This is a genomic window from Streptomyces sp. Ru73 (assembly GCF_002920575.1).
In the GTDB taxonomy this organism is placed as follows: Bacteria; Actinomycetota; Actinomycetes; order Streptomycetales; family Streptomycetaceae; genus Streptomyces.
On record NZ_PQSQ01000004.1, the window covers coordinates 16301 to 41840 of the forward strand.

25 protein-coding genes and 1 pseudogene are annotated in these 25540 nt (G+C 70.3%); 9 read left to right on the forward strand and 17 right to left on the reverse strand.

The window, feature by feature from the left end; translation table 11 throughout:
- Positions 1-27: 27 nt before the first annotated feature.
- The 3 genes from C3486_RS02730 to C3486_RS02740 all read right to left on the reverse strand — a co-directional run bounded on the left by C3486_RS02730 (position 28) and on the right by C3486_RS02740 (position 3671).
- On the reverse strand, positions 28-1521 hold the full coding sequence (locus C3486_RS02730; protein WP_103830899.1) for an aldehyde dehydrogenase (NADP(+)): 1494 nt from the start codon (positions 1519-1521) through the stop codon (positions 28-30).
- An 85-nt stretch (positions 1522-1606) separates the two neighbouring features.
- A complete protein-coding gene (locus tag C3486_RS02735; RefSeq protein ID WP_258052554.1) occupies positions 1607-2179 on the reverse strand; it encodes a flavin reductase family protein in 573 nt (190 codons plus the stop codon).
- 85 nt (positions 2180-2264) lie between these two features.
- Positions 2265-3671 (reverse strand): LLM class flavin-dependent oxidoreductase, encoded by a 1407-nt coding sequence (locus C3486_RS02740; protein WP_103830900.1) that lies wholly within the window; start codon positions 3669-3671, stop codon positions 2265-2267.
- 477 nt (positions 3672-4148) lie between these two features.
- On the opposite strand from C3486_RS02740, the gene C3486_RS02745 reads away from it, so the two are divergent.
- The 3 genes from C3486_RS02745 (at position 4149) to C3486_RS02755 (ending at position 8100) form a co-directional block, all read left to right on the forward strand.
- On the forward strand, positions 4149-5525 hold the full coding sequence (locus tag C3486_RS02745) for an MFS transporter (protein WP_103830901.1): 1377 nt from the start codon (positions 4149-4151) through the stop codon (positions 5523-5525).
- 4 nt (positions 5526-5529) lie between these two features.
- Complete coding sequence (locus tag C3486_RS02750; RefSeq protein WP_103830902.1) at positions 5530-6309, forward strand: 2-keto-4-pentenoate hydratase; 780 nt, start codon at positions 5530-5532, stop codon at positions 6307-6309.
- Between the two features lie 414 nt (positions 6310-6723).
- Positions 6724-8100 (forward strand): MFS transporter, encoded by a 1377-nt coding sequence (locus C3486_RS02755; RefSeq protein WP_219822173.1) that lies wholly within the window; start codon positions 6724-6726, stop codon positions 8098-8100.
- 115 nt (positions 8101-8215) lie between these two features.
- Here the strand turns inward: C3486_RS02755 and C3486_RS02760 are convergent, their stop codons facing one another.
- The 5 genes from C3486_RS02760 to C3486_RS02780 form a co-directional block, all read right to left on the reverse strand.
- Positions 8216-9340 carry a mandelate racemase/muconate lactonizing enzyme family protein gene (locus tag C3486_RS02760; RefSeq protein WP_103830903.1) on the reverse strand — a complete coding sequence of 375 codons (1125 nt, stop codon included), beginning with the start codon at positions 9338-9340 and terminating at the stop codon, positions 8216-8218.
- A 31-nt stretch (positions 9341-9371) separates the two neighbouring features.
- Positions 9372-10487, reverse strand: a complete 1116-nt coding sequence (locus C3486_RS02765; RefSeq protein WP_258052555.1) for an alcohol dehydrogenase family protein — start codon at positions 10485-10487, stop codon at positions 9372-9374.
- A 91-nt stretch (positions 10488-10578) separates the two neighbouring features.
- Complete coding sequence (locus C3486_RS02770; RefSeq protein ID WP_103830904.1) at positions 10579-11352, reverse strand: SDR family oxidoreductase; 774 nt, start codon at positions 11350-11352, stop codon at positions 10579-10581.
- Between the two features lie 81 nt (positions 11353-11433).
- Entirely contained in the window at positions 11434-12537 is a 1104-nt protein-coding gene (locus tag C3486_RS02775; RefSeq protein WP_103830905.1) for a mandelate racemase/muconate lactonizing enzyme family protein, read from the reverse strand.
- A 250-nt stretch (positions 12538-12787) separates the two neighbouring features.
- On the reverse strand, positions 12788-13669 hold the full coding sequence (locus C3486_RS02780; RefSeq protein WP_103830906.1) for an alpha/beta fold hydrolase: 882 nt from the start codon (positions 13667-13669) through the stop codon (positions 12788-12790).
- A gap of 176 nt (positions 13670-13845) precedes the next feature.
- Here C3486_RS02780 and C3486_RS02785 point away from each other — a divergent pair, with 176 nt between their 5' ends.
- Both C3486_RS02785 and C3486_RS02790 read left to right on the forward strand, forming a co-directional pair.
- Positions 13846-14358, forward strand: a complete 513-nt coding sequence (locus C3486_RS02785; RefSeq protein WP_103830907.1) for a CGNR zinc finger domain-containing protein — start codon at positions 13846-13848, stop codon at positions 14356-14358.
- A 167-nt stretch (positions 14359-14525) separates the two neighbouring features.
- Complete coding sequence (locus C3486_RS02790) at positions 14526-14915, forward strand: hypothetical protein (protein ID WP_103830908.1); 390 nt, start codon at positions 14526-14528, stop codon at positions 14913-14915.
- A gap of 315 nt (positions 14916-15230) precedes the next feature.
- Here the strand turns inward: C3486_RS02790 and C3486_RS02795 are convergent, their stop codons facing one another.
- From C3486_RS02795 to C3486_RS02810, 4 genes are all read right to left on the reverse strand, one after another.
- Positions 15231-15653, reverse strand: a complete 423-nt coding sequence (locus C3486_RS02795; protein WP_103830909.1) for a hypothetical protein — start codon at positions 15651-15653, stop codon at positions 15231-15233.
- A 410-nt stretch (positions 15654-16063) separates the two neighbouring features.
- Positions 16064-16477, reverse strand: coding sequence for an STAS domain-containing protein (locus C3486_RS02800; RefSeq protein ID WP_103830910.1), 414 nt, complete (start codon positions 16475-16477; stop codon positions 16064-16066).
- 176 nt (positions 16478-16653) lie between these two features.
- Complete coding sequence (locus tag C3486_RS02805) at positions 16654-17349, reverse strand: GAF and ANTAR domain-containing protein (protein WP_146074943.1); 696 nt, start codon at positions 17347-17349, stop codon at positions 16654-16656.
- A gap of 60 nt (positions 17350-17409) precedes the next feature.
- Entirely contained in the window at positions 17410-18177 is a 768-nt protein-coding gene (locus C3486_RS02810) for a GAF and ANTAR domain-containing protein (RefSeq protein WP_103830912.1), read from the reverse strand.
- Between the two features lie 700 nt (positions 18178-18877).
- Here C3486_RS02810 and C3486_RS02815 point away from each other — a divergent pair.
- Entirely contained in the window at positions 18878-19594 is a 717-nt protein-coding gene (locus C3486_RS02815) for a GAF and ANTAR domain-containing protein (protein WP_181138420.1), read from the forward strand.
- Between the two features lie 54 nt (positions 19595-19648).
- Here C3486_RS02815 and C3486_RS37840 read toward each other — a convergent pair whose 3' ends face one another.
- Positions 19649-20041, reverse strand: coding sequence for an ANTAR domain-containing protein (locus tag C3486_RS37840; RefSeq protein ID WP_258052556.1), 393 nt, complete (start codon positions 20039-20041; stop codon positions 19649-19651).
- A gap of 444 nt (positions 20042-20485) precedes the next feature.
- On the opposite strand from C3486_RS37840, the gene C3486_RS02825 reads away from it, so the two are divergent.
- Positions 20486-21529: a phosphotransferase family protein gene (locus tag C3486_RS02825; protein WP_219822174.1), complete on the forward strand. Its 1044-nt coding sequence runs from the start codon at positions 20486-20488 to the stop codon at positions 21527-21529.
- On the opposite strand, the gene C3486_RS02830 is transcribed toward C3486_RS02825, so the two are convergent.
- Positions 21480-22649, reverse strand: a complete 1170-nt coding sequence (locus C3486_RS02830; RefSeq protein ID WP_103830915.1) for an epoxide hydrolase family protein — start codon at positions 22647-22649, stop codon at positions 21480-21482. The two genes, C3486_RS02825 and C3486_RS02830, sit on opposite strands and share 50 nt — an antisense overlap.
- Before the next feature lie 103 nt (positions 22650-22752).
- On the opposite strand from C3486_RS02830, the gene C3486_RS02835 reads away from it, so the two are divergent.
- Positions 22753-23328, forward strand: a complete 576-nt coding sequence (locus tag C3486_RS02835; protein ID WP_103830916.1) for an ABATE domain-containing protein — start codon at positions 22753-22755, stop codon at positions 23326-23328.
- Positions 23329-23411: 83 nt separating this feature from the next.
- Here the strand turns inward: C3486_RS02835 and C3486_RS02840 are convergent, their stop codons facing one another.
- The 3 genes and pseudogenes from C3486_RS02840 to C3486_RS37850 form a co-directional block, all read right to left on the reverse strand.
- A complete protein-coding gene (locus C3486_RS02840; RefSeq protein WP_258052557.1) occupies positions 23412-23978 on the reverse strand; it encodes an MFS transporter in 567 nt (188 codons plus the stop codon).
- 139 nt (positions 23979-24117) lie between these two features.
- Positions 24118-24210, reverse strand: a pseudogene (locus C3486_RS37845) (transcriptional regulator); the annotation flags it as partial.
- The gene (locus C3486_RS37850; RefSeq protein WP_258052558.1) at positions 24170-24430 is read right to left on the reverse strand and encodes a hypothetical protein; all 261 of its coding nucleotides are present in this window, start codon (positions 24428-24430) and stop codon (positions 24170-24172) included. The pseudogene C3486_RS37845 and the gene C3486_RS37850, both read right to left, overlap by 41 nt.
- Positions 24431-24863: 433 nt before the next feature.
- On the opposite strand from C3486_RS37850, the gene C3486_RS02850 reads away from it, so the two are divergent.
- Positions 24864-25466 carry a DUF1349 domain-containing protein gene (locus C3486_RS02850; protein ID WP_103830917.1) on the forward strand — a complete coding sequence of 201 codons (603 nt, stop codon included), beginning with the start codon at positions 24864-24866 and terminating at the stop codon, positions 25464-25466.
- Positions 25467-25540 lie beyond the last annotated feature (74 nt).

The following is a 25540-nucleotide window of genomic DNA, read 5'->3' on the forward strand; positions in this document are numbered from 1 at the left end:
TGCGTGGGCGTCCTGCTGCCCGGCTGCTCAGTGGGCGGCCGTCTCGGGCTTTCCGTCGATGGTGCGGACGAACCGGAGCGGGTTGTCGTCACGCAGGGCCGGCGGGAGGAGTTCCGCCGGGGCGTCCTGGTAGGCGACGGGGCGCAGAAAGCGGTCGATGGCGTACGGGCCGACCGAGGTGTGCGCCGAGGTGGCGGACGGGTACGGACCGCCGTGCTGTTGGGCGGCGGTGACAGCGACGCCGGTGGGCCAGCCGTTGAACAGCACCCGGCCCGCCTTGCGCTGCGCCAGTTCGAGCAGGCCGGCCGGCTGCTCACCGGGCGCGGTGTGGAAGGTGACGGTGAGGCTCCCCTCCAACGCCTCCAGTACCCGCGCGGCCTCGTCCTCGGTGTCGTACGGGACGATCACGGCCGCCGGGCCGAAGCACTCCTCCAGGAGGTTGTCCGCCTCCTTGAGGAAGTGCTCGACGGAGGGGACGAGGAAGAGGCTGGGGGAGGCCTGCGGACGGCCGTCCGCGGCGGCGGTGGTGAGCGCGCCGTCGACCAGCGTACGGGTCTGCTGCGCGCCGGCCACCTCCTGGAGGCGGCGCCGGTACCCCGCCGCGATCTGCGGCGACAGCATCGGCAGCGGGTGCGCCGCCCGCGCCTGAGCCGCGATGTACTGGACGGCCTCCGGGTCACGCGGCAACAGCAGGATGCCGGGCTTGGTGCAGAACTGGCCTGCGCCCAGCGTGAAGGAGGCGACGAACCCGGAGGCGATCTCGGCGCGGCGCTCGGCGAGTGCACCCGCCGTCACAACGACCGGGTTCACACTGCCGAGTTCACCATGGAAGGGGATGGGGCGGCGACGGGAGGCGGCGATGTCGAACAGGGCGCGGCCGCCCCGGACCGAGCCGGTGAAGGCGGCGGCCTGTACGCGCTCGTCGCGCAGCACGGTTACGCCCGCCTCGCGGCCGGTGAACATCCCGAAGGTGCCCAGCGGCGCCCCCGCCTCGGCGAGCGCCTCGCGCACCAGGGTGGCCGTCGTCGCGGAGGTACGCGGGTGACCGGGGTGCGCCTTGAGCAGGACCGGGCAGCCGGCCGCGAGCGCGGAGGCGGTGTCGGTCCCGGCGACCGAGAAGGCGAAGGGGAAGTTGCCGCCGGCGAACACCTCGACCGGCCCCAGGGGGACCAGGTGGCGGCGGAGTTCGGGACGCGGCGGGGCCGCGTCGGGGTCGGCGTGATCGATGGTGACGCCGAACGGGGCGCCGGTCACGGCGTATTCGGCGTACGCGCGCAGCTGGCCGGTGGTGCGGTTGACCTCGCCGGAGAGCCGGGCACGGCCGAGTCCGGTCTCCTGGTCGGCGAGCGTCACCAGGTGATCGGCGTTCGCCTCCAGGGCGTCCGCGACGGCGGCGAGGGCCGTGGCCCGCTCGCGCGGAGTGAAGGCGGCCCAGACAGGGGCGGCCTCGGCCGCCGGCGCGAGCAGGGTTTCGAGTTCTGCTGCCGGAGTCTCGGGCTCGGCGGACTGGGGGTGGTTCACGGGAGTCCTTCGGGTATGCGGAGCCCGGGTCGGGGGAAGGCCCGGGACCTGTACGGGTGGTGCGTGGTGCGGAAACGGCAGTGGCTCAGGCCGCGACCGGAGCGCGGTAACCGCCGAGTCGGCCCTTGTGGAAGACCAGCGGATCGCTGTAGCCGCCGTCCATGCGCAGGACGCGGCCGATGACGATGACGTGGTCGCCGCCGTCCAGCTCCTGCTCGATCTCGCAGTCGATCCAGGCCGCTGCGCCGAGGAACTGCGGGGAGCCCTCCGGCGACGGGACCCACTCCACGCCCTCGAACTTGTCGCCGGACTTGCGCGAGAGCGCCTTGCAGACGTCCGTCTGGTGCTCGGCCAGGACGCTGGCGCTGAACCGGCCGCCGGTGCGGATCTTGGGCCAGCTGGTGGAGGAGCGGTCGACGCTGAAGGTCACCAGGGCGGGGCTGAGGGAGAGCGACTGAAAGGTGCCGACGATCATCCCGGCGGGCCGGGAGGTCTCGGCATCGATCCCGGTGATCGCGACCACACCCGTCGGCAGGTGTCCCATCACGTCGCGGAAGGCCCGCTGGTCGACGGCGTTCTCGACGTCGTTGCCGGCGGGGGCCGAGGCGGCAGCGGCGGCCGGGGCGGAGGCGGCGGTGGCCATGGAGGTGGCGGTCATGACAGCGGTCCCTTCGACGTCATCGTGCGGGGCGGAAATGCGGAGGTACGGGAGCGGCGGTCCGTGCGGAACGGGCCTCCGAAGGTCAGCTCGCGAAGTCGGCTCCGGTGCCGGGCGCGGCGGCGCGGATCTTCGAGGCCGGGTGGCCGTCGAGCGTGTAGCGGCGGCCGGCGCCGTAGAAGGACTCGCGCAGGGTGGCGGCGTCCTCGTCGTACTCGGTGCGGGCCAGGCCCTCGTCGCGCAGGACGGGGAGCGCCAGCTCGATGAAGTCCTGCCAGCCGCCGGGCTTGGTGGCGTACGAGAGGTTGAAGCCGTCGACGTCGGCGACCTCGTGCCACTTGCGCATCTCCGCGGCGACGGTCTCCGGCGACCCGGCGATCACGGCGCCGCTGCCGCCGATGCCGATGAACTCGGCGACCTGGCGAGTGGTCCACTTGCGGTCCGGGTCGGCCTTCGTGAACATCTCGACCATCGAGCGGGAGGCCTCGACGTCGACGTGCTCCAGCGGCGTGTCCGGGTCGGCGCCGGAGAGGTCGATGCCGGTCCAGCCGGCGAAGCGGGCCAGCGCGCCGTCGTACGAGACGTTGCGTACGTGCTCATCGTACTTGGCCTGTGCCTCGGCGTCCGTCGCGGCGACGATGACGGTGAGCAGCGCGAGGACCTTGACCGAGCGCGGGTCGCGGCCCGCCTCGGCGACCGAGGCACGGATCTTGTCGACGCTGCGGCGGGTCATCTCGGGCGTCATGGTGTTGACGAAGACGGCCTCGGCGTTGGCGGCGGCGAACTTCATGCCCCGCGAGGAGGTGCCCGCCTGGAAGAGCATCGGGGTGCGCTGCGGGGACGGCTCGCACAGGTGGATGCCGGGGACGTCGAAGTACTCGCCCTTGTGCCGGATGGAGTGGATACGGGCCGGGTCGATGTAGGTGGCATGCGCGGCGTCGCGAACCACGGCGTCGTCCTGCCAGGAGCCCTCCCACAGCTTGTAGACGACCTCCATGTACTCGTCGGCCAGGTCGTAGCGCTGGTCGTGCGGAATCTGCTGCGACAGGCCGAAGTTGCGCGCTGCGGCATCGCTGTAGGAGGTGACGATGTTCCAGCCGACCCGGCCGCCGGTGAGGTGGTCCAGGGTGGAGAAGCGGCGGGCCAGTGAGTACGGCGCCTCGTAGGTGAGCGAGGCCGTGACGCCGAAGCCCAGGTGGCGGGTGTGCGAGGCCATCGCCGAGATCAGCAGCGTCGGGTCGTTGATCGGGAACTGGGCGGCGTCGCGGAACGCCGCGTCCGGGCTGCCGCCGTAGACGTCGTGGTAGCCGACGTTGTCCGCGAAGAAGATCCCGTCGAACCGGGCCTCCTCCAGCATCTTCGCCGTGTCCGTCCAGTAGCTCAGGTCGGTGTAGCGGAAACCCTGGTCGGCGGCGTCCCGCCAGGAGCCGGCCGTCAGGTGCGCGGGGGCGCAGACGTCGAAGGCGAAAAGCTTCAGGGGCTGTGTGCTCATGGTGTCCCTCCCGGAGCGCGAGCGAGGAGCTCTCCCACGGCTCCTCGCTGACTGCGAGGCCGTGATGACGTTCAATTTCCGAACGTCACGTTCATAGTGGGAGTGACCGACGAGTCCGTCAAGACGTCGGCGGACAGAAATTCGAGCTCTTTTCGCGGCCGCGTCAAGGGACTTGGATGGCTGTCTGCCTACGTGTCTCCCCGCAGGTGGTCGCAGTCCTGAGGGCGCTCACCGGTCGGCCGCCGCCCTTGTGGGCGGCCGCGTGCACACCTCTTGACACGCCCCGGAGCCCATGGAAGCTTTCGGTCGGCAGTGCGGCTGGTTTTTGAACGCTCCGTTCGGGACGAACGGTGCACCCCGCCCGGCCGCCCTTCTTGCACCGGCGTGCGCGTACCGACGTTCCCCCAGCACCGTCTCCGACCGTCCGCCGCGCAACGGCCCCTCGTTCCACTCGTTCCACCGAAGTTGGAGTCGCCGATGACGGCCACCATCGTGAGCCCGCCGCAAGATCCGACCAGCGACCGTAAACGGAAGAGGTTCCTGCGCCGCCTGGCCGGCATCTCCTCCGGCGGGATGTTCCTGGACGGCTACGTACTCGGCGGCATCGGCGCCGTCAACGCCGCCATCGGTAGGGACCTGGGGCTCTCCCTGTCCTGGCAGGGGTTGATCGCCGCCTCGGCCCTCATCGGCATCTTCTTCGGTGGCCCGCTCGGCGGTTACCTCTCCGACCGGTTCGGCCGCGCCCGCATGTTCACCCTGGACATGGCGGTGTTCGTGGCCGGCTCGGTGCTGCAGCTCCTCGTCGAGAACGGCTGGCAGCTGTTCGCCGTACGTCTGCTCATGGGCATCGGCATCGGCGCCGAGTACTCGATCGGCTGGCCACTGCTCGCCGAGTTCTCCCCGACCCGCCTGCGCGGCAAGCTGCTGGCCTTCCAGGAGGTCGCCTGGTACCTGGGCTACCTGGCGGCGTACGCCGTCGGCTACGGCATCGGCCACGCCCTCGACCTGGACTGGCGGGTCATCCTCGGCACCAGCACCGTGCCGGCCGTCCTCCTGCTGATCGCCCGCGCCGGCACTCCCGAGTCGCCGCGCTGGCTGATGAGCAAGGGCCGCACCGAAGAGGCCCGGAAGATCGCCGAGGAGTACTTCGAGGACGCCCACGAGATCGCCGACCTGGCCGGCGAGGAGACCCGCAAGGCGAACTTCTGGCGCCTCTTCTCGCCCGACTACCGCAAGGTCACGGCCTTCGTCTGCGTCTTCTGGTTCTGCACCGTCACCCCCTACTTCGCCATCGCCTCCTTCGCACCCACCGTCCTGGCGGACTTCGGCATGGGGGACGGTTTCCTCGGCGCACTCTGGGTCAACGGCCTCGCCCTCGCCGGTGCCGCGACCACCTTCTTCCTGATCGAGCGGGTCGGACGCCGGCTGCTGGTCATCCCGCAGTTCTGGATGGGCGCCGCCGCGCTCGCGGTGGTCGGCTTCTTCCCGGCCGCGTCCCCACTGCTGATCCTCGTCTGCTTCCTGCTGTTCTCGTACACCAACGCGATGTCGACGGCGGTCACCGGCGTCTACCCGAACGAGGTCTTCTCCACCGACATCCGCGGCGCCGGCATCGGCCTCGCCACCGCCACCAGCCGCATCGGCGCGGCGGCCGGCACCTTCCTCGTACCCGTCGCCCTGGACACCATCGGCGTGGGCTCGACGATGGTCGTCGCCGCCGGGCTGTGCGCCGTCGGCGCCGTCGTCACCCAGCTCACCGCCCCGGAGACGAAGGGCAAGCCGCTCACCGTCACGTCGGCACCACGCACCAAACGCTGCGACCCCGTTCCCCGTACCCGCATCGCCGGAAAGTGAGCCCATGCAGCACGACCTGACCGAGATCGCCGACGCCATCGAGGCCGCCCGCCAGGCCCACAAGGCGATCCCTCCGATCACCGACACCCGCCCCGACCTCACCCTCGCCGACGCCATGGCCGTACAGCAACACAACGTCCAGCGGCGGACGGCGGCCGGCGACCGCCTCGTCGGCTACAAACTCGGCAACATCGCCAAGGTCATGCAGGAGGCCTTCGGCGTCGGGCAGCCCGACTATGGCCACCTGCTCGCGAGCGACTTCCACTTCGAGAACCTGCCCGTCCGCCTCGACCGGTTCATCGAGCCGTACGCCGAGGTCGAGCCGGCTTTCCTCCTCAAGGACCGGCTCGAAGGACCCCACGTCACGGTCGCGGACGTCCTGCGCGCCACCGAGTACGTCGTTCCCGCCATCGAGATCATCGACTCCCGCTTCACCGACTGGCGCATCCAGATCGGTGACACCCTCGCCGACAACGGCTCCGTCGGCGGCATCGTCCTCGGCACCACGCCCAGGACACTGAGGGAGATCGACTTCTCGTCGATGACGGGCGAACTCCGCTACGACGGCGAGCGCGTCGGCTCAGGGCCAGCCTCCGCCGTCCTCGGCAACCCGGTCGCCGCCATCGCCTGGGTCGCCAACGAACTCTCCCAGTACGGCATTGCCTTCGAGCCCGGCCAGGTCATCCTGCCCGGCAGCTGCCTGGAGGCGGTACCGCTGCAGCGCGCGGCCGTCGTCACGGCCGAGTTCAACGGCCTGGGCAAGGTCGAGTTCCAGGCCGTCTGAACGCCTCTCGACGCCCGAAGGGGGCGGCACACCGGCTGTGCGGTCCGGTGTGCCGCCCCCTTTCGGCATTGCCGGAAGCGAGGCTACGTACGGCGGTGTCACATCCCTTGACGTTCGTTCGGGCTGAGGGTTGAGGCTGAGGCCTGACGTGAGGGATGGCGTTCGCTATGCGAATACGCCGACCACCTACAAACGCAAAGGCGAACGGACCGGTGCACGACCCTTGACCCGGAGCTCCCCGCGTCCAAAGATTACCGAACACGCCGTTCGGAATTTGAAAGCCGTGCCTCGCGCACCGCCCGCACGGCTCCCGGACCGCGGCGTCCTCATTGACGCGGCAGCACAGCGCTCCCGCCCTCCTGGACCGCCCGGTGCCGCAGCGGCGCCTTCCTGCCCCCGGACGAGGGAAACACCGTGACTCAGATCAGCACGCGCTCGACCCTGCCCGGCAACCGCCCGCCGGTTCCCCTGCCGCCCGCGAAACGCCGCTTCCTGACGAAGCTCAGTGTGGTGATCGCCGGCGGGATGTTCATCGACGGATTCATCCTCGGCGGCATCGGCGTCGTCATGCCCGCCATCTCCGACGACCTGCACCTCAGCGCGACGTGGGAGGGGCTGATCGGTGCCTCCACCCTGATCGGCATCTTCCTCGGCGGCCCGCTCGGCGGCTACTTCGCCGACCGCCTTGGCCGCCGCCCCATGTTCACCGCGACTCTACTGATGTTCCTGGCGGGCTCCGTCGCCCAGTTCTTCGTCAGTGACGTCATCCAGCTGTTCCTCGTCCGCGCAGTGATGGGCGTGGCGATCGGCGCGGACTACGCGATCGGCTGGCCGCTCCTCGCCGAGTTCGCCCCGGCCCGGCTGCGCGGCAAGCTGCTCGCCGTCCAGGAAGTCGCCTGGTACGTCGGCTATCTGCTCGCCTACGCCACCGGCTATGGCCTGGCCGTCTCCGCCTCGGCCGACTGGAACGTCATCCTGGGCCTCTCCACCGTGCCCACCTTGATCATCCTCGCGCTGCGGCTGGGCACGCCCGAGTCACCGCGCTGGCTGATGTCCAAGGGCCGTACGCAGGAAGCGCGGCAGGTGGCCGCCGAGTTCATGGACGAGGAGGACCAGCGGGACCTCGGTGAACAGGCCGCCGGCAGCGGCGGGAGCAACGGCCTGCGCGCCCTCTTCTCGCGCGACTACCGCAGGGCGACCGTCTTCTGCAGTGTGTTCTGGGTCTGCAACGTCACGCCGTACTTTGCCATCGGCGCCTTCGCCCCCATCGTGCTGGAGGAGTTCGGCATGAAGGACGGTCTGTCGGGCGCCTTCCTCCTGAACGGCTTCGTGGTGGCAGGGGCCATCACCTCGGTACTGCTGATCGAGCGGGTCGGGCGGCGCAAGCTGGCGGTCCCGCCGTTCTGGATCTCGGCGGTGGCACTGGTCGCCGTGGGCCTCTGGGCGGATGCCTCGCCCCTCCTCGTCATCTCCTGCTTCATCGTGTTCTCCGTCGCCAACGCTGTCTCCACCGCGCTGACCGGGGTGTATCCGGGTGAGGTGTTCCCGACCGAGATCCGGGGCGCGGGCGTCGGCTTCGCCACCGCCGCCTCCCGCGTAGGCGCCGCGGCGGGTACCTTCCTGCTCCCGCTTGTGGTGAGCGGGCTGGGCGTCGCGACCGCGATGCTCTGTGCCGCCGTGATCAGTCTGACCGGCGGCGTCGTCTCGCACTTCCTGGCCCCGGAGACCAAGGGCCTGCTGCTGAGCGAGGCATCGGCGCCGATCGGTACGGGCTCGGCGGCTCCGGAATAGCCCCGCGAGTGCGGCGTCCTCGGAGTACTCCGGGGACCGCGCCGACAGCCCCCGGAGCCTGCTGCTCCGGGGGCTTGCCCGTACCCTGCTTGGCTGGTCCGCCGTCCTCAGCGCATCACAGCGTCCACAACGCGATCGGATCGCCGAGTACCTTCTCGTCGACCTCGAGGCCGAGGCCCGGCGCGGCGGGCGGCCGTACCAGCCCGTCCGCGCCGACCGCATCGAACTCGGCGGTCTTCAGCGTCACCATGTCGGCGCAGTTGAGGACCGAGCGCAGCATCCGGGGCGGGACGGTGGCGCCGAGATGGACGATGCCGGCGAAGGCGATCGCGGAGCCGACCGTGTCCTGCACCGAGACGGTAAGACCGTTGGCACGCGCGATGTCGCGGTGGCGGCGGCCGCGGGTCAGGCCGCCCGCCTTGGAGATCTTCAGGCCGATGCCGTCGGCGACGTCGCCCGCGGCCGCGAACGCGATGTCGGCGTCCTCCACGCCCAGTTCGTCGATGATGACCGGGTACGGGCAGCGCTTCCGCAGCGACATCGTCTCCCGCCAGCTGGCGCAGGGCGCCTCCAGTGTGAAGTCGAGGCCGGCGGGGAGCAGGCGCAGCGTCCGCAGTACGGACTCGGGCAGCAGCCCGTTGTTGGCGTCGACGAGGAAGAACTCGCCGGGGCGGAAGTCGGCGAGGCTGGCGGCGATGCGCTCGGCGTCCAGCGACGGGCCGCCTTCCTCCTCGGCCGCACCGATCTTGATGGAGTGGGAACGGTAGCCGCGGGCGCGATGGTCGGCCACGCGTGCCCGCATCTCCTCCGGGTCACCGGCGTGGATGGACGACATCTGCGCCATGCCCACGCCGGTCGAGCCACCGAGCAGCTCGGCCACCGGAAGCCCGACCGACTTGCCGAAGGCATCCCAACACGCCACGTCCAGCGCGGTCTTGGCATGGTTGTGGCCGGTGAGCGCCTCATCCATCGCGTCATTGAGGCGGTCGCTCTGCCGCGGATCGCGGCCCAGCAGATGCGGGGCGATCTCCTCGATGCCGGCCCGTACGCCGCGTGCGTGCGAGGCGATCCAGGTGGCGCCGAACGGTGTGGACTCGCCCCAGCCCTGCGTGCCGTCGTCGCAGGTGATACGGACGATGGAGGCGTCGAAGGAGGTGTAGGTACGGCCGCCGGAGAGCAGGTAGGTGCCGCCGGAGTAGGGCAGGTCGGCCTGGAAGAGCTCGATCTGGCTGATCTTCATGGCTGCGGTCTCCTCACGTGCGTACGGAAGGTCAGCGGTCCTGCCCGGTGGCCGGCGGTACGAGAACGAGCTTTCCGGTGTGCTTCTTGCTCAGGAATTCCTCCTGCGCCGTGGCGATCTCGGCGAGGGGGAAGGTGGCGGAGATGACGGGACGGATCTCGTTCCGCTCGATGTAGGAGACGAGGTTCTCGAAGACCGCGTCGGGCTGGAACGTGCAGCCGTACAGGGTGAGGTCCTTGAGGTAGACGGTGCGCAGGTCGATCTCGCTGACCGGGCCGCCGATGGCCCCGGCGACGGCATACCGGCCGCCGGTGCGCAGCACGTCCAGCAGGGACGGCCACTGCGGCCCGACCACCAGGTCGACGACGGCGTCGACGGAGCCCGCGCCCAGCTCGGCGACGAGGTCGGCGCCGCGGTCGAGGGTCCGGTCGGCGCCCTGAGCCAGCACGTCGGCGGCCTTGGCGGCCGAGCAGACGGCGGTGACGGTGGCCCCGCGCCGCTTCGCGAGCTGCACGGCGGCGAGCCCCACGCCGCCCGAGGCGCCCGTGATCAGTACGTGCTCGGCGCCGACACCGGCCCGGTGCAGCATGTTCTCGGCCGTGGAGTACGCGCAGGGGACGGCCGCCAGCTCGGCGTCGCTCCAGTCGCTCACCACCGCGTAGGTGTCGGCGGCCGGCGCCGTGGCGTACTGTGCGAAGCCGCCGTCGCACTCGCTGCCGTACGTCCAGCAGGCGTAGGGCGCGAAGTCGACCGGGCCGCGCAGCATGGTGCGCACCAGGACGCGCTCGCCGATGCGCCCGGCGGACACCCCTTCCCCGACCGCGACGATCCGGCCGCAGACGTCGGCGCCCTGGATGCGCGGGAAGGTGAGGGTGGTGCCGGACCAGGTGGCCTGGTCCTCGTCGGTGACGGCCTCGAAGCCCTGGGCGCCGCCGGACTCGGTCTCGGACGTCACCTTTTTCGAGTACCAGCCGATGCGGGTGTTGATGTCGGTGTTGTTGATCCCGGCGGCGCCCACCTCGATGAGCACTTCACCCGGCTGCGGGGACGGGACGGGAACGTCGGTGCGGTACTCCAGCTTGTTGATCCCACCGTGACCGGTCAGGAGCACGGCGGACATGGTGTCGGGCAGCGTCTTGGGCGGCAAGGACCGTTCCTTTGCTAGGAGTTGAGGGGCCGTCGGCAGAGCTTCCTCCGAAGGGCGAAGCCGGGAGGCGGGTGCGCGCCGGCCGGACGTGTCAGTACGCGCGGACCAGGCCGCCGTCGCAGCGGAGTTGTTCACCGGTGATGTAGGAAGCCTGGGCACCGGCCAGGAACGTGACGGCCGCGGCGAACTCCTCGGGCGTACCGAACCGGCCGGCCGGGATTTCCGCGCGGGAGGCGTCGCGCACCTCTTGTTCGGGGATGCCTTGGCGTTCGGAGACGGCTCCGTAGACCTGCTTCATGCGGTCGGTCTCGATCCGGCCGGGCAGCACCATGTTCACCGTCACCCCGTCCGCCGCGACCTCCGCTGCCAGCGTCTTGAGATAGCCGGCCAGCGCGCCGCGGCCCACGTTGGAGGCCGCGAGCCCGGCGATCGGTTCCTGAATCCCGCTGGAGCCGATCGCGATGATCCGCCCCCAGCCGCGCTCACGCATGCCCGGCAGCACCGCCTCGACCAGTCGGATGTGCCCGGTCACCAGCAGCCGTACGGCCTCCAGCGCGTCCTCGGCGCTCATCCCGGCCGCGGTACTGGGTGCCGGCCCACCTCCGTTGAGCACCAGCACGTCCACCGGCCCGAACCGGCTCGTCGCAGCGTTCACGAGGGAGCGCGGTCCGTCCGGGTGGGTGATGTCCACTCCGATGCCCACCGCCGAGGGCAGCTCCGCCGCCTGTCGCGCGGCCGGCTCCACCCGGCGACCGCCGAACGCCACGTGCGCGCCTTCGGAGGACAGCGCGCGCACGACCGCCGCACCCAGTCCCGAGGTCGCGCCGGGTACCACCGCGACCCGGCCGGCCAGTCCGAGATCCACGAAACACTCACCTTTCCTCGTTTTCGGAAGAGTTGCCGGCCCGGCTGACAAGGCTCGGTGCCTGCTTTGCGGCCCTGCCCGTCAGTACGAGGCCACCGGAGCGCCGAAGAGGCTTTCCTCGGGCTCGATGCCCAGGCCAGGGCCTTGCGGGCGCTTGATGTAGCCGCCTTCGATGCGGACCCCGTTTTCCGGGTCGTAATGTCCGTCGATGTACGGGGCCGCCAGCCAGACGCCTTCGAGGAGTTCGGGCGCCACCGTCGCGCCGATATGCGTGCAGGCCGCGGCGATGATGTCGCCGCCCCAGGAATCGTCGCAGGTGTGCGGCAGGTTCCGTGCGGCGCACAGGTCCCGGAACGCGCGCATGGGATGCAGCCCACCGAGGCGGGTGACCTTCATGCCGAAGCCGTCTACCAGTCCCGTGCCGGCGGCGGTGATCGCCGTGTTCAGGCTGGTGCTGTTCTCGTCCATGTAGATGCCGTGGCCGACCTGCGGACGGATCCTCTGCAGTTCCTCGACGGTGTTGCAGGGCTGCTCCATGACGAAGGGGATGTCCGGACACTCCCGGCTGAGCCGCAGCGCATCGCGGCTGGTCAGGCTGCGGTTGCCGTCCACCGCCAGCCGCATCCCCGACCCGCGGATGACCTCCCAGACCTTGCGTACGGCCTCGATGTCCTCCTCGACCGGCCGCCCGCCGACCTTGACCTGCAGCCGCGGATACCCCTCGGCGAGTTTCTCCGCCGCGACGCGGGCGGTGTCGTCCGGCGCGCCGACAATGGTGGAGTAGTAGGACGGCACGCGATCCGTCACCGCGCCGCCGAGCAGGTCGGACACACTGACACCGAAGTGCTTGCCCAGCAGGTCGTGGGCGGCGATGTCGATGGCGGCCTTGGCGTAGTGGTGACCGTGGAGCAGGCCGTCCATGCGCCGGTGCAACGGCACCGGCAGCACCTCGGCGCCGCGCAGCCCCGGCGCCATCTCACTCAGTGCCGCGACGGCCCCGGCGGCGTGCGACTCGGCGTAGGCGGGGCCGACCGGGCAGGCCTCGCCCCAGCCGACGAGTCCGTTGTCGGCCACCAGCTTGACCAGTGTCGTGGACAAGGACCGGACCTCTGAATGGGCCATCCGATAAGGGCCGTTGAGGACCGGCAGCTCGTGCCGGTAGACGTGGATTTCAGCGATCCGCATTGTCCGCTCTCCGAAGTCGTGAGTACGGGCTTGCCAGGGACGTCTTGCTGAGGCAGAGCGTGCGCACGGTCATCGGGGGTGACCGGCGCAGCCCTCACGGTGTTCGAATAATGAACGCGGAGTTCAGGATAAGGATGGCGGGGTAGAGCGTCAACCATTCCCATGAATCGCCCGCACCGGCCGCGGCGCACGAGAGGCGTGCGGCTCCCCGGTCGCCGCGGCCACAACCGCTGCCGCCATGCCCTGCGCGTCAGGCCAGGGCGCGGGCCAGGAAGTCGCGTATGAACCCGGCGATGGCGTCGAGGTGGCTCTCCAGGGCAAAGTGCCCGGAGTCCAGCAGATGGATCTCTGCATTCGGCAGGTCCTGGCGGAACGCCGTGGCACCGTCGGGGCCGAAGATCTCGTCGCCCGCACCCCAGACCGCCAGCAGTGGCACCTGGGAGTCGCGGAAGTACTGGTGGACGGCCGGGTAGAGGTCCACGTTGGTGGGGTAGTCGCGGAAGAGCTTGAGTTGGATCTCGTCGTTGCCCGGCCGGTCCAGCAGGGCCTGGTCGTGAATCCAGTTGTCCGGGCTGACCAGGCTCGGATCGGCGACACCGGTCACGTACTGCCAGCGAGTGGCCTCAAGGGACAGCGCCTTGCGCATGGGAACCTCGGTGTCCGGCCCCGGGGTCGCGGCGTAGGCGAAGAGGTCGTCCCAGAAGGACTTCACGAAGCCCTCTTCGTAGGCATTGCCGTTCTGAGTGATGATCGCGGTGATCCGCTCCGGGTTCTGGAGGGCGAGCCGCCAGGCGATGGGGGCACCGTAGTCCTGTACGTATGTCGCGAACCTGTCGATGCCCAACTGCTGAAGCAGTCCGGCGGTGACCTCGGTGAGGGCGTCGAAGGTGTACGGGAAGTTCTGCAGCGGAGGCATCGCGGACTGGCCGAACCCGATGTGGTCGGGGGCGATCACGTGGTAGCGGTCGGCGAGTGCCGGGATCAGGTTGCGGAACATGTGCGAGCTGGTCGGGAAGCCGTGGAGGAGGGTCACTGCGGGCGCCTTCGGGTCGCCTGCCTCCCGGTAGAAGACCTCGATGCCGTTGACGGTGGTGGTGCGGTGGTGGACGGCGGGGGATGTGAGTCGAGGCATGCGCCTAACCCTTCTATCGGGCTTTGATGGTTACATGCACAGTCGAGCATGCTCGGGCTAACCTGTCAATGCCATGTGTATGGTTAGGATTGATCGAGAGGGTGCCGCGTATTCGCCCCCTCGTGTAACCTCTCAGATGAGCCAATCCGGTTAGGAGACGTGGAGAGGTGTCAGCAGTGGTTGATCCAGGGCAGCAGGACACTCTGCTGGAACTCCTCAACACCACGCCGGTGGTCAACGGTGCGCCCCGGGATAAGCTGGCGGACGCCGAAGCGGCCGCGGCGTGGCAGCGGGCGCATGGCGGCACCGGCAGCGACGAGGAGCTCCGGCATCTGGTGCGGGCGCGCGACGCCCTGCAGGCCGTACTGCGCGACGATGCCCCGGCTACGTCACTGGCCCCGCTCCTCAAGGGCGTGTGCCGCCGACCGCGCATTTCCGCTGGGGGAGTGGACTGGGAACTGGACGCCCCCGTGGAGCGCCGACTGGCGGTGGAAGCGGTCTTGGCGTGGAGCGCGCTGCAGGAGGCGAAGCCCGGTCGGCTGCGCCCGTGCGCCAACCCGGAGTGCCGTCTGTTTCTGCTCGATCGGAGCAAGACCAACAGGGCCCGATGGTGCTCCATGGCCGTGTGCGGCAACCGGATGAAGGCCCGCCGGCACTACCAGCGAACCCGAGACAGTACGGCTGAGTGAAGCAGCCCCGCGACAGCGTACGGCTCTACGTCAGCATGTGAAGGCGGACCCGGTGGAGCTGAGGCGAAGGACTGTCCGCCGACGGGTGCGCGGCCCCGAAGTGGCCGACCACTCCGTCCCTTGCAGAGGCGCATGCTGGTTCGTCCAGCGGCGCAAGGGCGGGAAGGATGGGAACTGGTCGCCTTGTTCGGCGTCGTCTGGAAGACCAGCTGACCCTGATCGCCCGGCTCGCCGGGCAGGCACGGGCCGGGCTGGCGAAGGACGTGGAGGCCGGCTGCGTGTTCCTGGCGATCTACTCGGGGGTCCTCACCGAAGCCGGAACCGAGATCCGCGCACGGCTCGATCCCTCACTCCTCGAGCAGGCGACCGTGGCCGTCCGGCGCCGGGCCCCTGATGCGGACCGTGAGCAGACCATGCTGGCCATCCGCTTGCTGGCATCGCTGTGGGCGGCAGGACTGGTGGCCGGAGTGAATACCAGGGACTGGCTCCGACGCGCACCCGAACTGCCCACTCTGTGGCCGCGGATGGCCGCCCAGCTCATCCGCGAGGAGCCCTAGAGGAGTCTCAGGGTCCGGCCCATGAAAGACCCAGGAGCCGGGGAGGGAGGCCCAGGGCCGGGAGGAGGGGCCGTCGGCCGTTCCGTTGACGGCATGGGTGTCGCGGCCGGTGAGCTTCTGCTGCCGGCTGTGTGTCTGGCTGCGGAGCAAGGTGCAGCCGGTGTCGAAGGCATGCCGGGCGAAGGGCGGCCAACGGGGGCCGCACTGCTGTCTGTTGTTGCGGCAGACCGCGGGCACGGCCGGATTACCGCGCGCTCCCCGGCCGACGTGAGCGGCACCGATGGTGACTCCGGTGCCGCTCATGGACGGTCCCCGTTACCAACCGGTGCGGGCTGGCTCGGCTGACGCGCTGTCAGGTGTGTGCGGTCCGCCGTCGGGCGGTGGGAGCTTCCCGGGCTGGGCGTGGGCGTCGGCGCCCAGGAGGGGAGCGCCGTGGCGTTCGGGACGGTGTCCCGCGGTACCGGCGATCCGCTGGCGGGGCGTGCCGGCGGGGCCGGGTGGTGGCGGTATGGGGCGGCGGGCGATGATGCGGCCGACCCAGCGGCGACCGCACTGCGGACAGGGCGGCGCTCCGGCGGGCGTGTACGGAGAGGCCACGGCCACTCCGTCGCGGGAGAAGTACTCCCACTCGCCGTTCTCGGCGTCCTTGTACTGCTGGACGTCGTAGTCGGTGCTCCACTCGTGCCAGCAATGCCCGCAGGTGAACTGCACTCGCTCGACAGCCAGTTCGATGATCATTGGGCTTCACTCTCCCTGCTGAGCAGGTATCCGCGTGTCTCCTCCACGTCTACCGTCCAGTGTGTCCGCGCGGCTCCGGTGTCTGCTGCCTGACGGAGAAAACCCTCCCTGTCTTCCGGCCGTCCCTGTCTTCCGGTACGCCATGTCTTTCGGGTGATGGCTCCCGGCGCCGGACACGGCCGGAGCGCGCGAAAGCCGATCGGACGGCACGGGCCTCATGGCGTGCCGGACATCAGGCCGTGCCGGCCGCCGGGGGCTGCTGCCCGTCCGGGAGCAGACCGGGCGGGGCGTCCGCCGTTCGTGACCGGTACGCCGGGGATGTCCCCGCTGAACAGGATGGAGGCCCGGCCGGCCCGGAGAGTGGCCGCTACGGCCGTCGAATTGCGCTTCGAAAAGCCGCGTACCCGGCGTCAACCGGGCCGAACGGCCGAGGGCTGCTCGGGCGGCGCGGGGCCGGAGCCGTCGTCCTCGCCGGGGGCCGCGAGCGAGGCAGGGAAGCCGTCGAGGACGGTGAAGACCCGTTCGAGACGGGCGAGACGTATGACGCGCCGGACGCGGGGCCGGCCGAGCACCACCCGCAGTGTCCCGCCGGCCGCGGTGACCTGCTTGTGGATGCGGACGAGCAACCGGAGTCCGCCCGCGTCCAGGAAGGTCGTCGGACGCAGGTCGACGATGACGCGCGGGCACGGCCTGTCCAACTGGCGCACCACATGCGGCGAGAGCACGGTGTTGGCCCAGATGTCCAATTCACCGGAGAACTGCAGGACGACCGAACCGTCCACCGTGTAGTGCTGCAGACCGAAAGGAACCTCGGGTGTACCCACGGCTCACCTCAGGAGGGACGAGCAACCTCGCGAAGGGAAAATGCCGGCGTGGCACGGAGACCGACGCCTGACGCACCGGGGTCTCGGGCGGTCCACACAAGTGGTACTGACACTCTGCCCGCTTCTCGCTCGTTCGACCCCGGCCGCGGGTGATTCCTTCCGGTCCGGCCTGCTGGTCACCGCCGGTTGATGCCGGGATCGTCGTCCAGGCGCAGACGGCGGGCGAGGACGTCGCGGGCGGCTTCGAGCAGGGAAATGTTGTGGCTGAAGGCGTGGGCGCGCAGCAGGAGCAGCGTATGGCTGGGGGGAAGGTCGAGCTGGGACGTCAGCATGCCGGCTGCCTGGTGGACCTCGGCGAAATGCATGCCGTCGGCGATGAGGGCAGGGGTGGATTCGGTGACGAGACGGGCCAAGGCGCCGGTGAGGTGGCGGGCGTCGGTTAGCTGGGCGGGGGTGAGCGGCCCGGGGGTCGTGCGGTAGCCGGCCAAGGTGCCCAGGGGGAGTGGCGGGGCGGTACGCAGGGGCAGGGTGAACAGGGCCGCGACGCCCGCGGTGAGCAAGGCGGGAACCAGGCCCGGCCAGTGCTCGTCGGCCTCCTTGACCAGGTCGGGGATGAGGATCGCCCGACCGGTGCGCGCCGTGTCCCAGGTGGGCCCGTGGCCCTGGACCATTTGCAGGTCCTCGATGGCCTCGGCCTGCGGGCCGGAACTCTGCCACAGCTCGGGACTGCGGCCTCCGGGCGCGAGTACCAAGGCAAGGCCGTCCAGGCCCAGGGCGTGCGCACACTGGCCCAGGGGCAGCCGTGAGGACCCGGCCCGGGCAGCGATGGTGTGCAGGCAGGCGGCCATCTCACCGGTCACCTCGGAAGGCACTGGCGCCACCCCCTGTTCTGGTGGTCGTACGGGGCATGCTCGGCACGCTGGTCAGCCCGGTCAGCGCGCGGGCCTGGGCCCCGGAAGACGCAGCTCCGCCGACGCGGTCCCGTCGAGCACGGAACGGGCGAGATCGGTGAGCCGTGTCCGGTGGCGGTGGGCGTAGCGGCGCAGCAGAACGAAGGCCGCGTCGGGGCTGATGTCGTGGCGGTGTGCGAGGAAGCCCTTGGCCTGCTCGATCAGGGCACGACTGTCCAGGGTCCGCTGCAGCTGGGCGTTGACGGTCAGCTGTTCGTGTACCGTGCGCTGCTGGATGATGCCCAGGGTGGCGTTGTCGGCCAGGGCCTGGGACAGCCGCAGTCGGCCCGGCGGCAGAGGGACGTTTTCCTCCCGGAAGAGGTTGAGCGCGCCCAGGGTCCGGTCGCCCAGGCGCAGCGGGGCAGCGACGACGGAGGTGAAGCCGACCGCCAGCGCCCGCTCGGCGAAATGGGGCCAGCGGGCGCGGGCCTCGGCGGTGTCCAGGTAGGTCTCGGCGATCGCGGTGCCGTCGCGGGTGCAGTCCCGGCAAGGGCCTTCGTCCCATTCGACGGAAGCCAATTCCAGCGCGTAGGTGCGCTCGTCGGACGCGGCCGCCTCGACGCTGTGGCCGTTGCCGTCGGACAGCAGCACCCCGGCCGCGCTCACCTCGAGGACCTGCACGCACAGGTCGGTGAGGGTGTGGAGATAGTGGATGACGTCGTAGTCGCCCACCAATGCCTCGGCGAGCTCACTGAACGCGGCCGTCACGCCTTCCTCACGCGCCGACTCCGCAAGTGGGTGGTCAGTCATCACCACGTCCCTTGATCGCGGAGTACAGCAGGGCGACGAACGGCGGACGCCGCACCTCCAGCCCGTGGGGCAGTGCCTGCGGAGCAAAGGGACGACTCAGGCCGCCCGGCGAAGATGCAGCGACGCGTCATGTCAACTTCCCGACTCTACGGATGGCAGCAGGCCGCACAGGGCCACCGAGCGTCCCCACGAGCGGGACCCGTGCTGCCGACTCCTCGCATGGACCCGCCCGAATGCCGGCGCCCGCATGTCACCGCCGGTGCAAGCATTCATGGAGCTCCCTTGCACGCTACCTTTCCATCCCGGCACCTGAAGCAGCCGACGGTAAAATTATAGCGACGCCCGCCTTTCTCTCTCGCCCGCGACCCGGTGCACCTCACCGGCGACCCAGCGCACCTCATCCGCGGCCCGGCGCACGTTCCTCGCGGCCCGGCGCACACCGACGCGCCCTGGGACTGCAGAGCCGCCCGCAGGGGCGTGTCCCCTACGCTTGCGGGGCAAGAGCTCCGCCGGCAGGAGTGTGAAGGAGCAGAAGCGGCAACCCTGCCACCTGGGGGAGGCCCGGCGGTTTCGTTGGCTGGAACGAATCTTCTGGCTTCGCCTTCTTCCCTTGCAGCCGCCCGTGGCAGGGATACGCTGACCACAGCGGGCACGGGGTGCCTTGCGGTACGACCCGGCGCCCGGCAATGAGGAGCCGTACGTGGACGCAGCACAGCAGAGCGCGGCCTGGGCCCGCATCGCCGCGACGGCCGGGCAGGGCGTGCCGGGGGCGTCCCTGACCGCCGCCGGCCTTGCGTGCGTCGGTGACCTCGACGCCGACAGCCTCGGCGTCGTCGTGATCACCGCTGGCCGGATCAGGACCATTGCGCTGGCCACCGACGAGCGGAGCGCCCGCCTGGAGGACGCGCAGCTGGTCAGTGGTGAGGGCCCGTGCACCGAGGCATATCTGGATGCCGCCCTGATCCAGGTGCCTGATCTGCACGAGAGCCCCGGTCGCTGGCCGGCCTTCGCCGAGACGGCCGGGGCGGTGGGGATCCGCTCGGTCACCGCCGTCCCCTTGAGCGTCGGGCAGGCACGGGTCGGGGCGATCGACCTCTACCACACCGTTCCCACCACCTTGGATCCGGCCGCACTGGCCCGCCTGGAAGCCTATGCCCGCATCGTGGCCGCTCTGCTGCTGGACGCCTACCCCGACCTGGTCAGCGCCACTGCCACGCCTGCCGCTGCGCCTCCGGGCTTCCCGCCGGTCGTGCACCAGGCCGCCGGGGTCCTCTCCGCCCGGCAGCAGATGAGTGTCGAGACCGCGCTGGCCCGTCTGCGGGCCCACGCCTATCGCCACGAGGAGCCTCTGCTCGACGTCGCACACCGCGTCCTGGACGGCCGCCTGCTCCTCGAGCGCGACCACGATTCTCCCTGACCTGCCCTGTCCTGACCTGCCCCGTCGGTGCCGGGCGGCCGTACGGGGGAACCGCTACTGGCGGGTCGGCGTCTCGGTCGAGGGCAGCGCGATGGCGTCGGCCCGGACATGGTCAATCTGCAGCTGACGATGTATCACACCCTCGGCCACGGTGTGCAGCTTGGTGCTGTGAGAGCGGGCGTAAGCACGCAAGCTGTGGAATGCCTGTTCCGGGGTGACGCCCCACCGGTCGGCCAGCATGCCCTTTGCCTGTTCGATGAGGACCCGGCTGTCGAGGGCGCATGTGAGCTGCGCGACCGTTCGCTGACAGCGACGCAACTCCCGTTCCTGCCTCAGCAGTACGGCGACGAGATCGCTCAGGGGACGCAGCCGGGCAGCCGGTTGCGCGGGCGGTGTCCGCCCGGCGGCGGGCAGGACCCGCAGCACCGCGTCGGCGTTGCCGTCCACGTGCAGCGGGAAGTCGACGGCCCCAGCGGGGCGAGGCCCGCAGACGGAGTCCAGGAGCGGGCCCGCGCCGTCCGAAGCGGCCGCACCCCACAGAACTCCGCCGCCTTCTCCGAGGACGGCGATCGCCACGGAGGTCTTGAGCAGTCCGACGCAGCACTCACAAGCCCGTTGCATCACTTCACGTGACACGAGGCCTTCATCGCCAAGGAGGACCTCCGTACGCCCTGTCCTGCTGTGCACATGCTGTCGCGTGTGATCACCCATCCTGCCCCCGGCTGACTCGCCCCGACTCCAGCCCTCGGAACGGAATCCCCAGCCTACCCAGCGTCGCCGCGCGATGACAGTGTGGTGACGTGCGCTTCCTCGCCGGTGCCGGATTGTCCGGCCGTGCCGCACCTCCGGCAAAGTCCTTTGCGTCGGTCGCCGCCCGGATGGTGGGGTGACATGGTGACCCATCACGATGAGGCGGCAGCCGTGAGACCGCTGACGCTGGCTTGGGTGCGACAGCACCTGACGGCCGGCGAACGCATCGTCAGAGCCGAGGCGCTGCACGGCGGCATCACTGCCGAAGTGCTCAGGCTGACCATCGGCACGCGGAACGGAGGTACCCGTGGCACCCGTGACCTGGTGCTGCGGAGCTTCGTCGACCCGGGCTACGTGGTACACGCCGAGGACTGGCTGAACCGGGAGGCCGATGCACTGGCCCTGCTCACGGGGACCGGCGTGCCGGCTCCCGGACTGGTCGCGGTTGATCCGACCGCGGCGCACTGTGAGTACCCATCGCTCCTGATGACCTGTCTGGCGGGCCGGACGGTTCTCGACGACGCGGGAGTGCACACGCGCGTTCCCCAACTGGCCCGTCAACTCGTGGCGATCCACGCGGTGCGCCCCGTCGAGCCGCCCCGCGGGTACGTGGCGTTGACGACCGCCGACACCGTCGTCACTCCGGAGGGCGCCGACGAGGCGGTATGGGCCGCAGCGATCGACGTGATCCGCAAGCCCGCGCCGCCCTACGAAGGGCGGTTCCTGCACCGGGACTTCCAGCCCGGCAATGTGCTGTTCGACGAGACGCTCCCACAGTCGGCCGGTGCCCGGATCACCGGCGTCGTCGACTGGGCAGCGGCCTCCTGGGGCCCGGCGGACCTCGATGTGGCGCACTGCTCCACCGTTCTCGCGCTGCTGCACGGCCCGGCGTGGGGCCTGCGGTTCACCGAGGCGTACGAGGAGGCGGGCGGGGTGCTGGCCGCGACCGCGAGCGAGCGGCTGTACTGGCAGGTGCGGGACGCCCTGGCGTGCTCGGAAGAAGTGCAGCAGGTGGTGCGGCCATGGCAGGAGGCAGGCAGGACAGAGCTGACGACGCCCGTCGTGGAGGAACGGCTGGACGCCTATGTCACCGCCTTGATGGCCGCAGCCGAATCGTGTCGGCACCCAGCCGCGTTCACCGATGAGCGGCCAGCACTGCCGCGAGACCCTCTTGCAGGTCCTTGAGGAAATACTGGGGAACCTCCAGCGACGGGAAATGCCCGCCGTTTTCGGGTGACCTCCATCGGACGATCTGCCGGTACCGCTCCTGTGCCCAGGGGCGCGGACACTTCTCGACGTCGCGCGGGTACATGGTGATTGCCGACGGGACGTCGACCCGAAGTTCGGGGTCGAGCGAGTTGTGGCTTTCGTAGTAAATCCGGGCCGCCGATGCACCGGACCGCGTCAGCCAGTACAGGGTGACGTTGTCCAGAACCCTGTCCAGGGAAATCGTCTCGAACGGGCTGTCCTCGGTGTCCGACCACTCGGCGAACTTGTCGAGAATCCAGGCAAGAAGCCCGACCGGTGAGTCGACGAGCGAGTAGCCGATGGTCTGCGGCCGGGTCGCCTGCTGCTTCGCGTACGCCGCGCGGTGGCGCCAGAAGTCGCGGGTTTCCTCGGTCCACTTGCGTTCGGCCGCCGTCAGACCGTCCGTCGTCAATCCCGGCGGCGCCTCGGCGAACGTGGTGTGGATGCCGAGGACGTGCGCCGGGAACCTGCCGCCGAGAACCGTGGTGATATTGCCTCCCCAGTCGCCGCCGTGGGCGGTGAACTTGCCGTAGCCGAGCCTTCCCATCAGTTCCACCCAGGCGGCGGCGGTCTTTTCGGTTCCCCAGCCGGTGGTGGCCGGCTTGTCGCTGTAACCGAAGCCCGGTAGCGACGGGACCACGACGTGGAATGCCGGCGCGTCGGCGTCCTTCGGATCTGCCAGCTCGTCCACTGCATCGATGAACCGGACAACGCTGTCCGGCCAGCCGTGCGTCAAGAGCAGCGGAGTGGCATCCGCGCGCGCGGACCGGCGGTGCAGGAAGTGAATTCCCAGATCGTCGATGGTCGTACGGAACTGGCCGATCTGGTTGAGGCGTGCTTCGAACGACCGCCAGTCGTACTCGGTACGCCAGTAATGCACGACATCGACGAGGTCGGCCAGCGGAACGCCCTGGTCCCATCGGCGACGGCCGGGCGCGGCATGCACCGTCTCTGCCTCCGGTAGCCGCGCCGCGGCCAGTCGCGTGCGCAGCTCGTCGAGGTCGGCGTCGGTCGCGTGGGCTTCAAAGGCTTGTACGTCACTGGTGGGGCGGAGCATGAGACCTCCTGGCCATCGTGGAACCGGCTGCGAACCATCGCGAACCGGCTATGACGGTTCTACCGCGCCTTCGTGCCCGAGGGCAACCAGCTAAGGTGGTTCCATGCGTACTGGGTTCCCCGACTTCCGCCTCGGCAACGTGCTCGCGACCAGCTTCACGGGGACTCTGTCGGAGCGGCACGGCAACGCCGTGGAGCGCATCCCCGTGCCGCAACGACTCGTCGACTGGCTGGCGGTGAACGGCCTCGCCGTGGACTCCTGCACTACCGCCCAGCTCGACCTCGCTCGCGAACTGAGGGAGTCGATCCACGCCGCCGCGACAGCGGCCGCGCTCCAGGACGCTCTCCCCGCTGATGCCGTCCGAGTCATCAATGACTGCAGCGTTCAGGGGCGGGCCGCGGCGGTCCTCACGCCCGAGGGCAAGCGCCGATGGCGGCTCGGGTCGGCTTCCTCCGTGGAAGATGCCCTCAGCGTGATCGCCGCCGACGCGATCAGCATCATCGCAGGCGAACGAGACGGAAAACTGGCCCTGTGCGCCTCACCGACCTGCCGGGCGGCCTTCTTCGACACCAGCCGCAGCCGCACCCGCAAGTGGTGCGACATGAACACGTGCGGGAATCGTCAGAAGAAGGCGCGCTTCCACGCCAACCAGCGCACAAGCGCCAGATCAGCGGAGTAGCCGTAGTAGCCGTTACGGGGCCCGGGCAAGTCCGGCGAGGACGCGGTACGCGGTGACGGGCCAGCGGCCCGCCGCTTGTGCCGTCACGCTCGGATGGAGCTGTCGGTGCCTCCCGCGTCGGCGGGCAGCCGACGGGCGATGACCACGGCGGCGGCCAGGGCGAGGGCGGCGAGCACCCAGAAGGGCCCCTGCCGGCCGGCCAGCTGCCCGGCGGCGGTGCCCAGCGGGACGCCGACGATGTGGGCGAGCGTCGTGCCGCCGACCATGACGCCCATGGCGCGAGTACTGGCGGCCGGGCCGGCCGCGGCGGTGGCGACCACGGCGCCCACCGTCCAGAACGTGCCGTTGCCCAGCGCCGCGGCGAACCGCCCGACGAGCGCGAGCCCCAGGCCGGTACTCAGCGCGCCGACGTGGTGACCTGCGGCGAAGACCAGCAGTGCGGCGATCATGGCCGTGCGGCGCGGCAGGCGCAGGGTCGCCATGGACATCGCGGGCGCGCCGACCATCATGCCGACGGCGAAGACGGTGATCAGCATCCCGGCGCTGGACACGCTGACGTGGAGGGCGCCGGAGATCTGCGGCAGCAGGCCGGCGACGATCAGCTCGCTGGTGCCCATGATGAACGCCACGGCCCCCAACAGCCAGACCACCGGCGGCAGCTCGACCTTGCCGGCGGTCTCCGCGGCGCTGCCGTCGCGTCCGCGCGAAGCGGTGGCCGGAGCATCTGGCCGGGCGGCGGAACCGCTTGCTGCCCGCGGTGAAGACGTGCACGTCGTGCGCGCCCCACCTCGTGCGGAAGGCGGCACTGCGCGTGGACAGCTCACCGATCAGGTTCGACAGCTCACGGTCGTAGGGGTTCTTGGCGGCCTCGACCCGCAACACCCACGCCTTCGCGGGCCACGCGTTCCCAGTCGGGACAGAGCCGGGTGGCCCGCGGGTCGAGGAAGACGAACCGGCAGGTGTTGACCGGCTCCTGCTCGAACACCTCGCAGTGCAGGGTGCGGGCGAGCGGGTTGGCGGCCAGGATGTCCATGTGGTTGTTGCGCACGTACGCCGGCTGGTCGTGCAGGCCCTCGACGATGCGCAGCACGCTGGGCCGCACGGTGGCCTGCTGCGGGCGGCGCCGGGCACGGCCCTGTCCTGCGCCCGCCGCGCGGGCCGCGGCGCAGCCCGGGCACCCGGCGCAGCCCGGGCACCCGGCGCTGCCCGTGCACCGGCAATCCCGCCTGCTCAGGGGTGACTCTGGCGCGGCGGGACTTGAGGAATGCGCTCACTTCGGCCCGTTTGTCCATGCGGCCGGCCAAGGGAGACAGTGCGGCTCCTGGGGGTCCCTCTCAGTACCCCTCACCACAGGGCAACCGGACGTGGCCTCCAGTGCCAAAGATGCTCTTTCTGACAATTGCATACAGGAATTTCCGTACATGTTTCCATCGCAGCGTTCGTGCCGACGGCTCACGGCAACAATTGGTACGCGCTGCACACACCGCACCCACCACATCCCGCCGCCCCGCTGCACTCACCAAGGAGACATCGTCATGACCACCGGCGCTGAGTCCGCCGCACCTCACTCCTGCTTCGGCCTGGACGGATGGCGGTGGCTGAACCCGCCTGCCCAGTGGGTCCCGGCCGAGGACCGAGTGGAGATCACGACCGACGCGGACACCGATTTCTGGGTCACCACCCACTACGGCTTCGTGCGCGACACCGGGCACGCCCTGCTGCGCCCGGTCCCGGCCGGCTTCCGGCTGCGGGTGACCTTCGAGGGGGACTACCGCGAACAGTACGACCAGGCAGGGCTGTTCCTCCGGCTGGACGCCAAGAACTGGGTCAAGACCGGTATCGAGTACGTGGACGGCCACCAGCAACTGAGTGCCGTCGTCACCCGCGAGGTCTCGGACTGGAACGTCGTCCCACTGGACAGGATCACCGATACCCCCGCCCCCGTCACCATCGAAATGCGCCGCGAGGGCGATCACGTGACCGTCCATTACGGCACCGGCGGCGAGGAGCCCGGCACACTGCTCCGCCTCGCCTACTTCCCGCCCGGGCTTCCGGCCGAAGCAGGCATCATGTGCGCGTCCCCCGACGGGAAGGGGTTCACCACCCGGTTCACCGGCCTGCGCTTCGAGACACCGTGAGCCGGCATCGCTGAACACCCGTTCCGGACGCTCCGGCGAGGCGGCCGCCACAGGCAGGCACCCTCGCCGGAGCG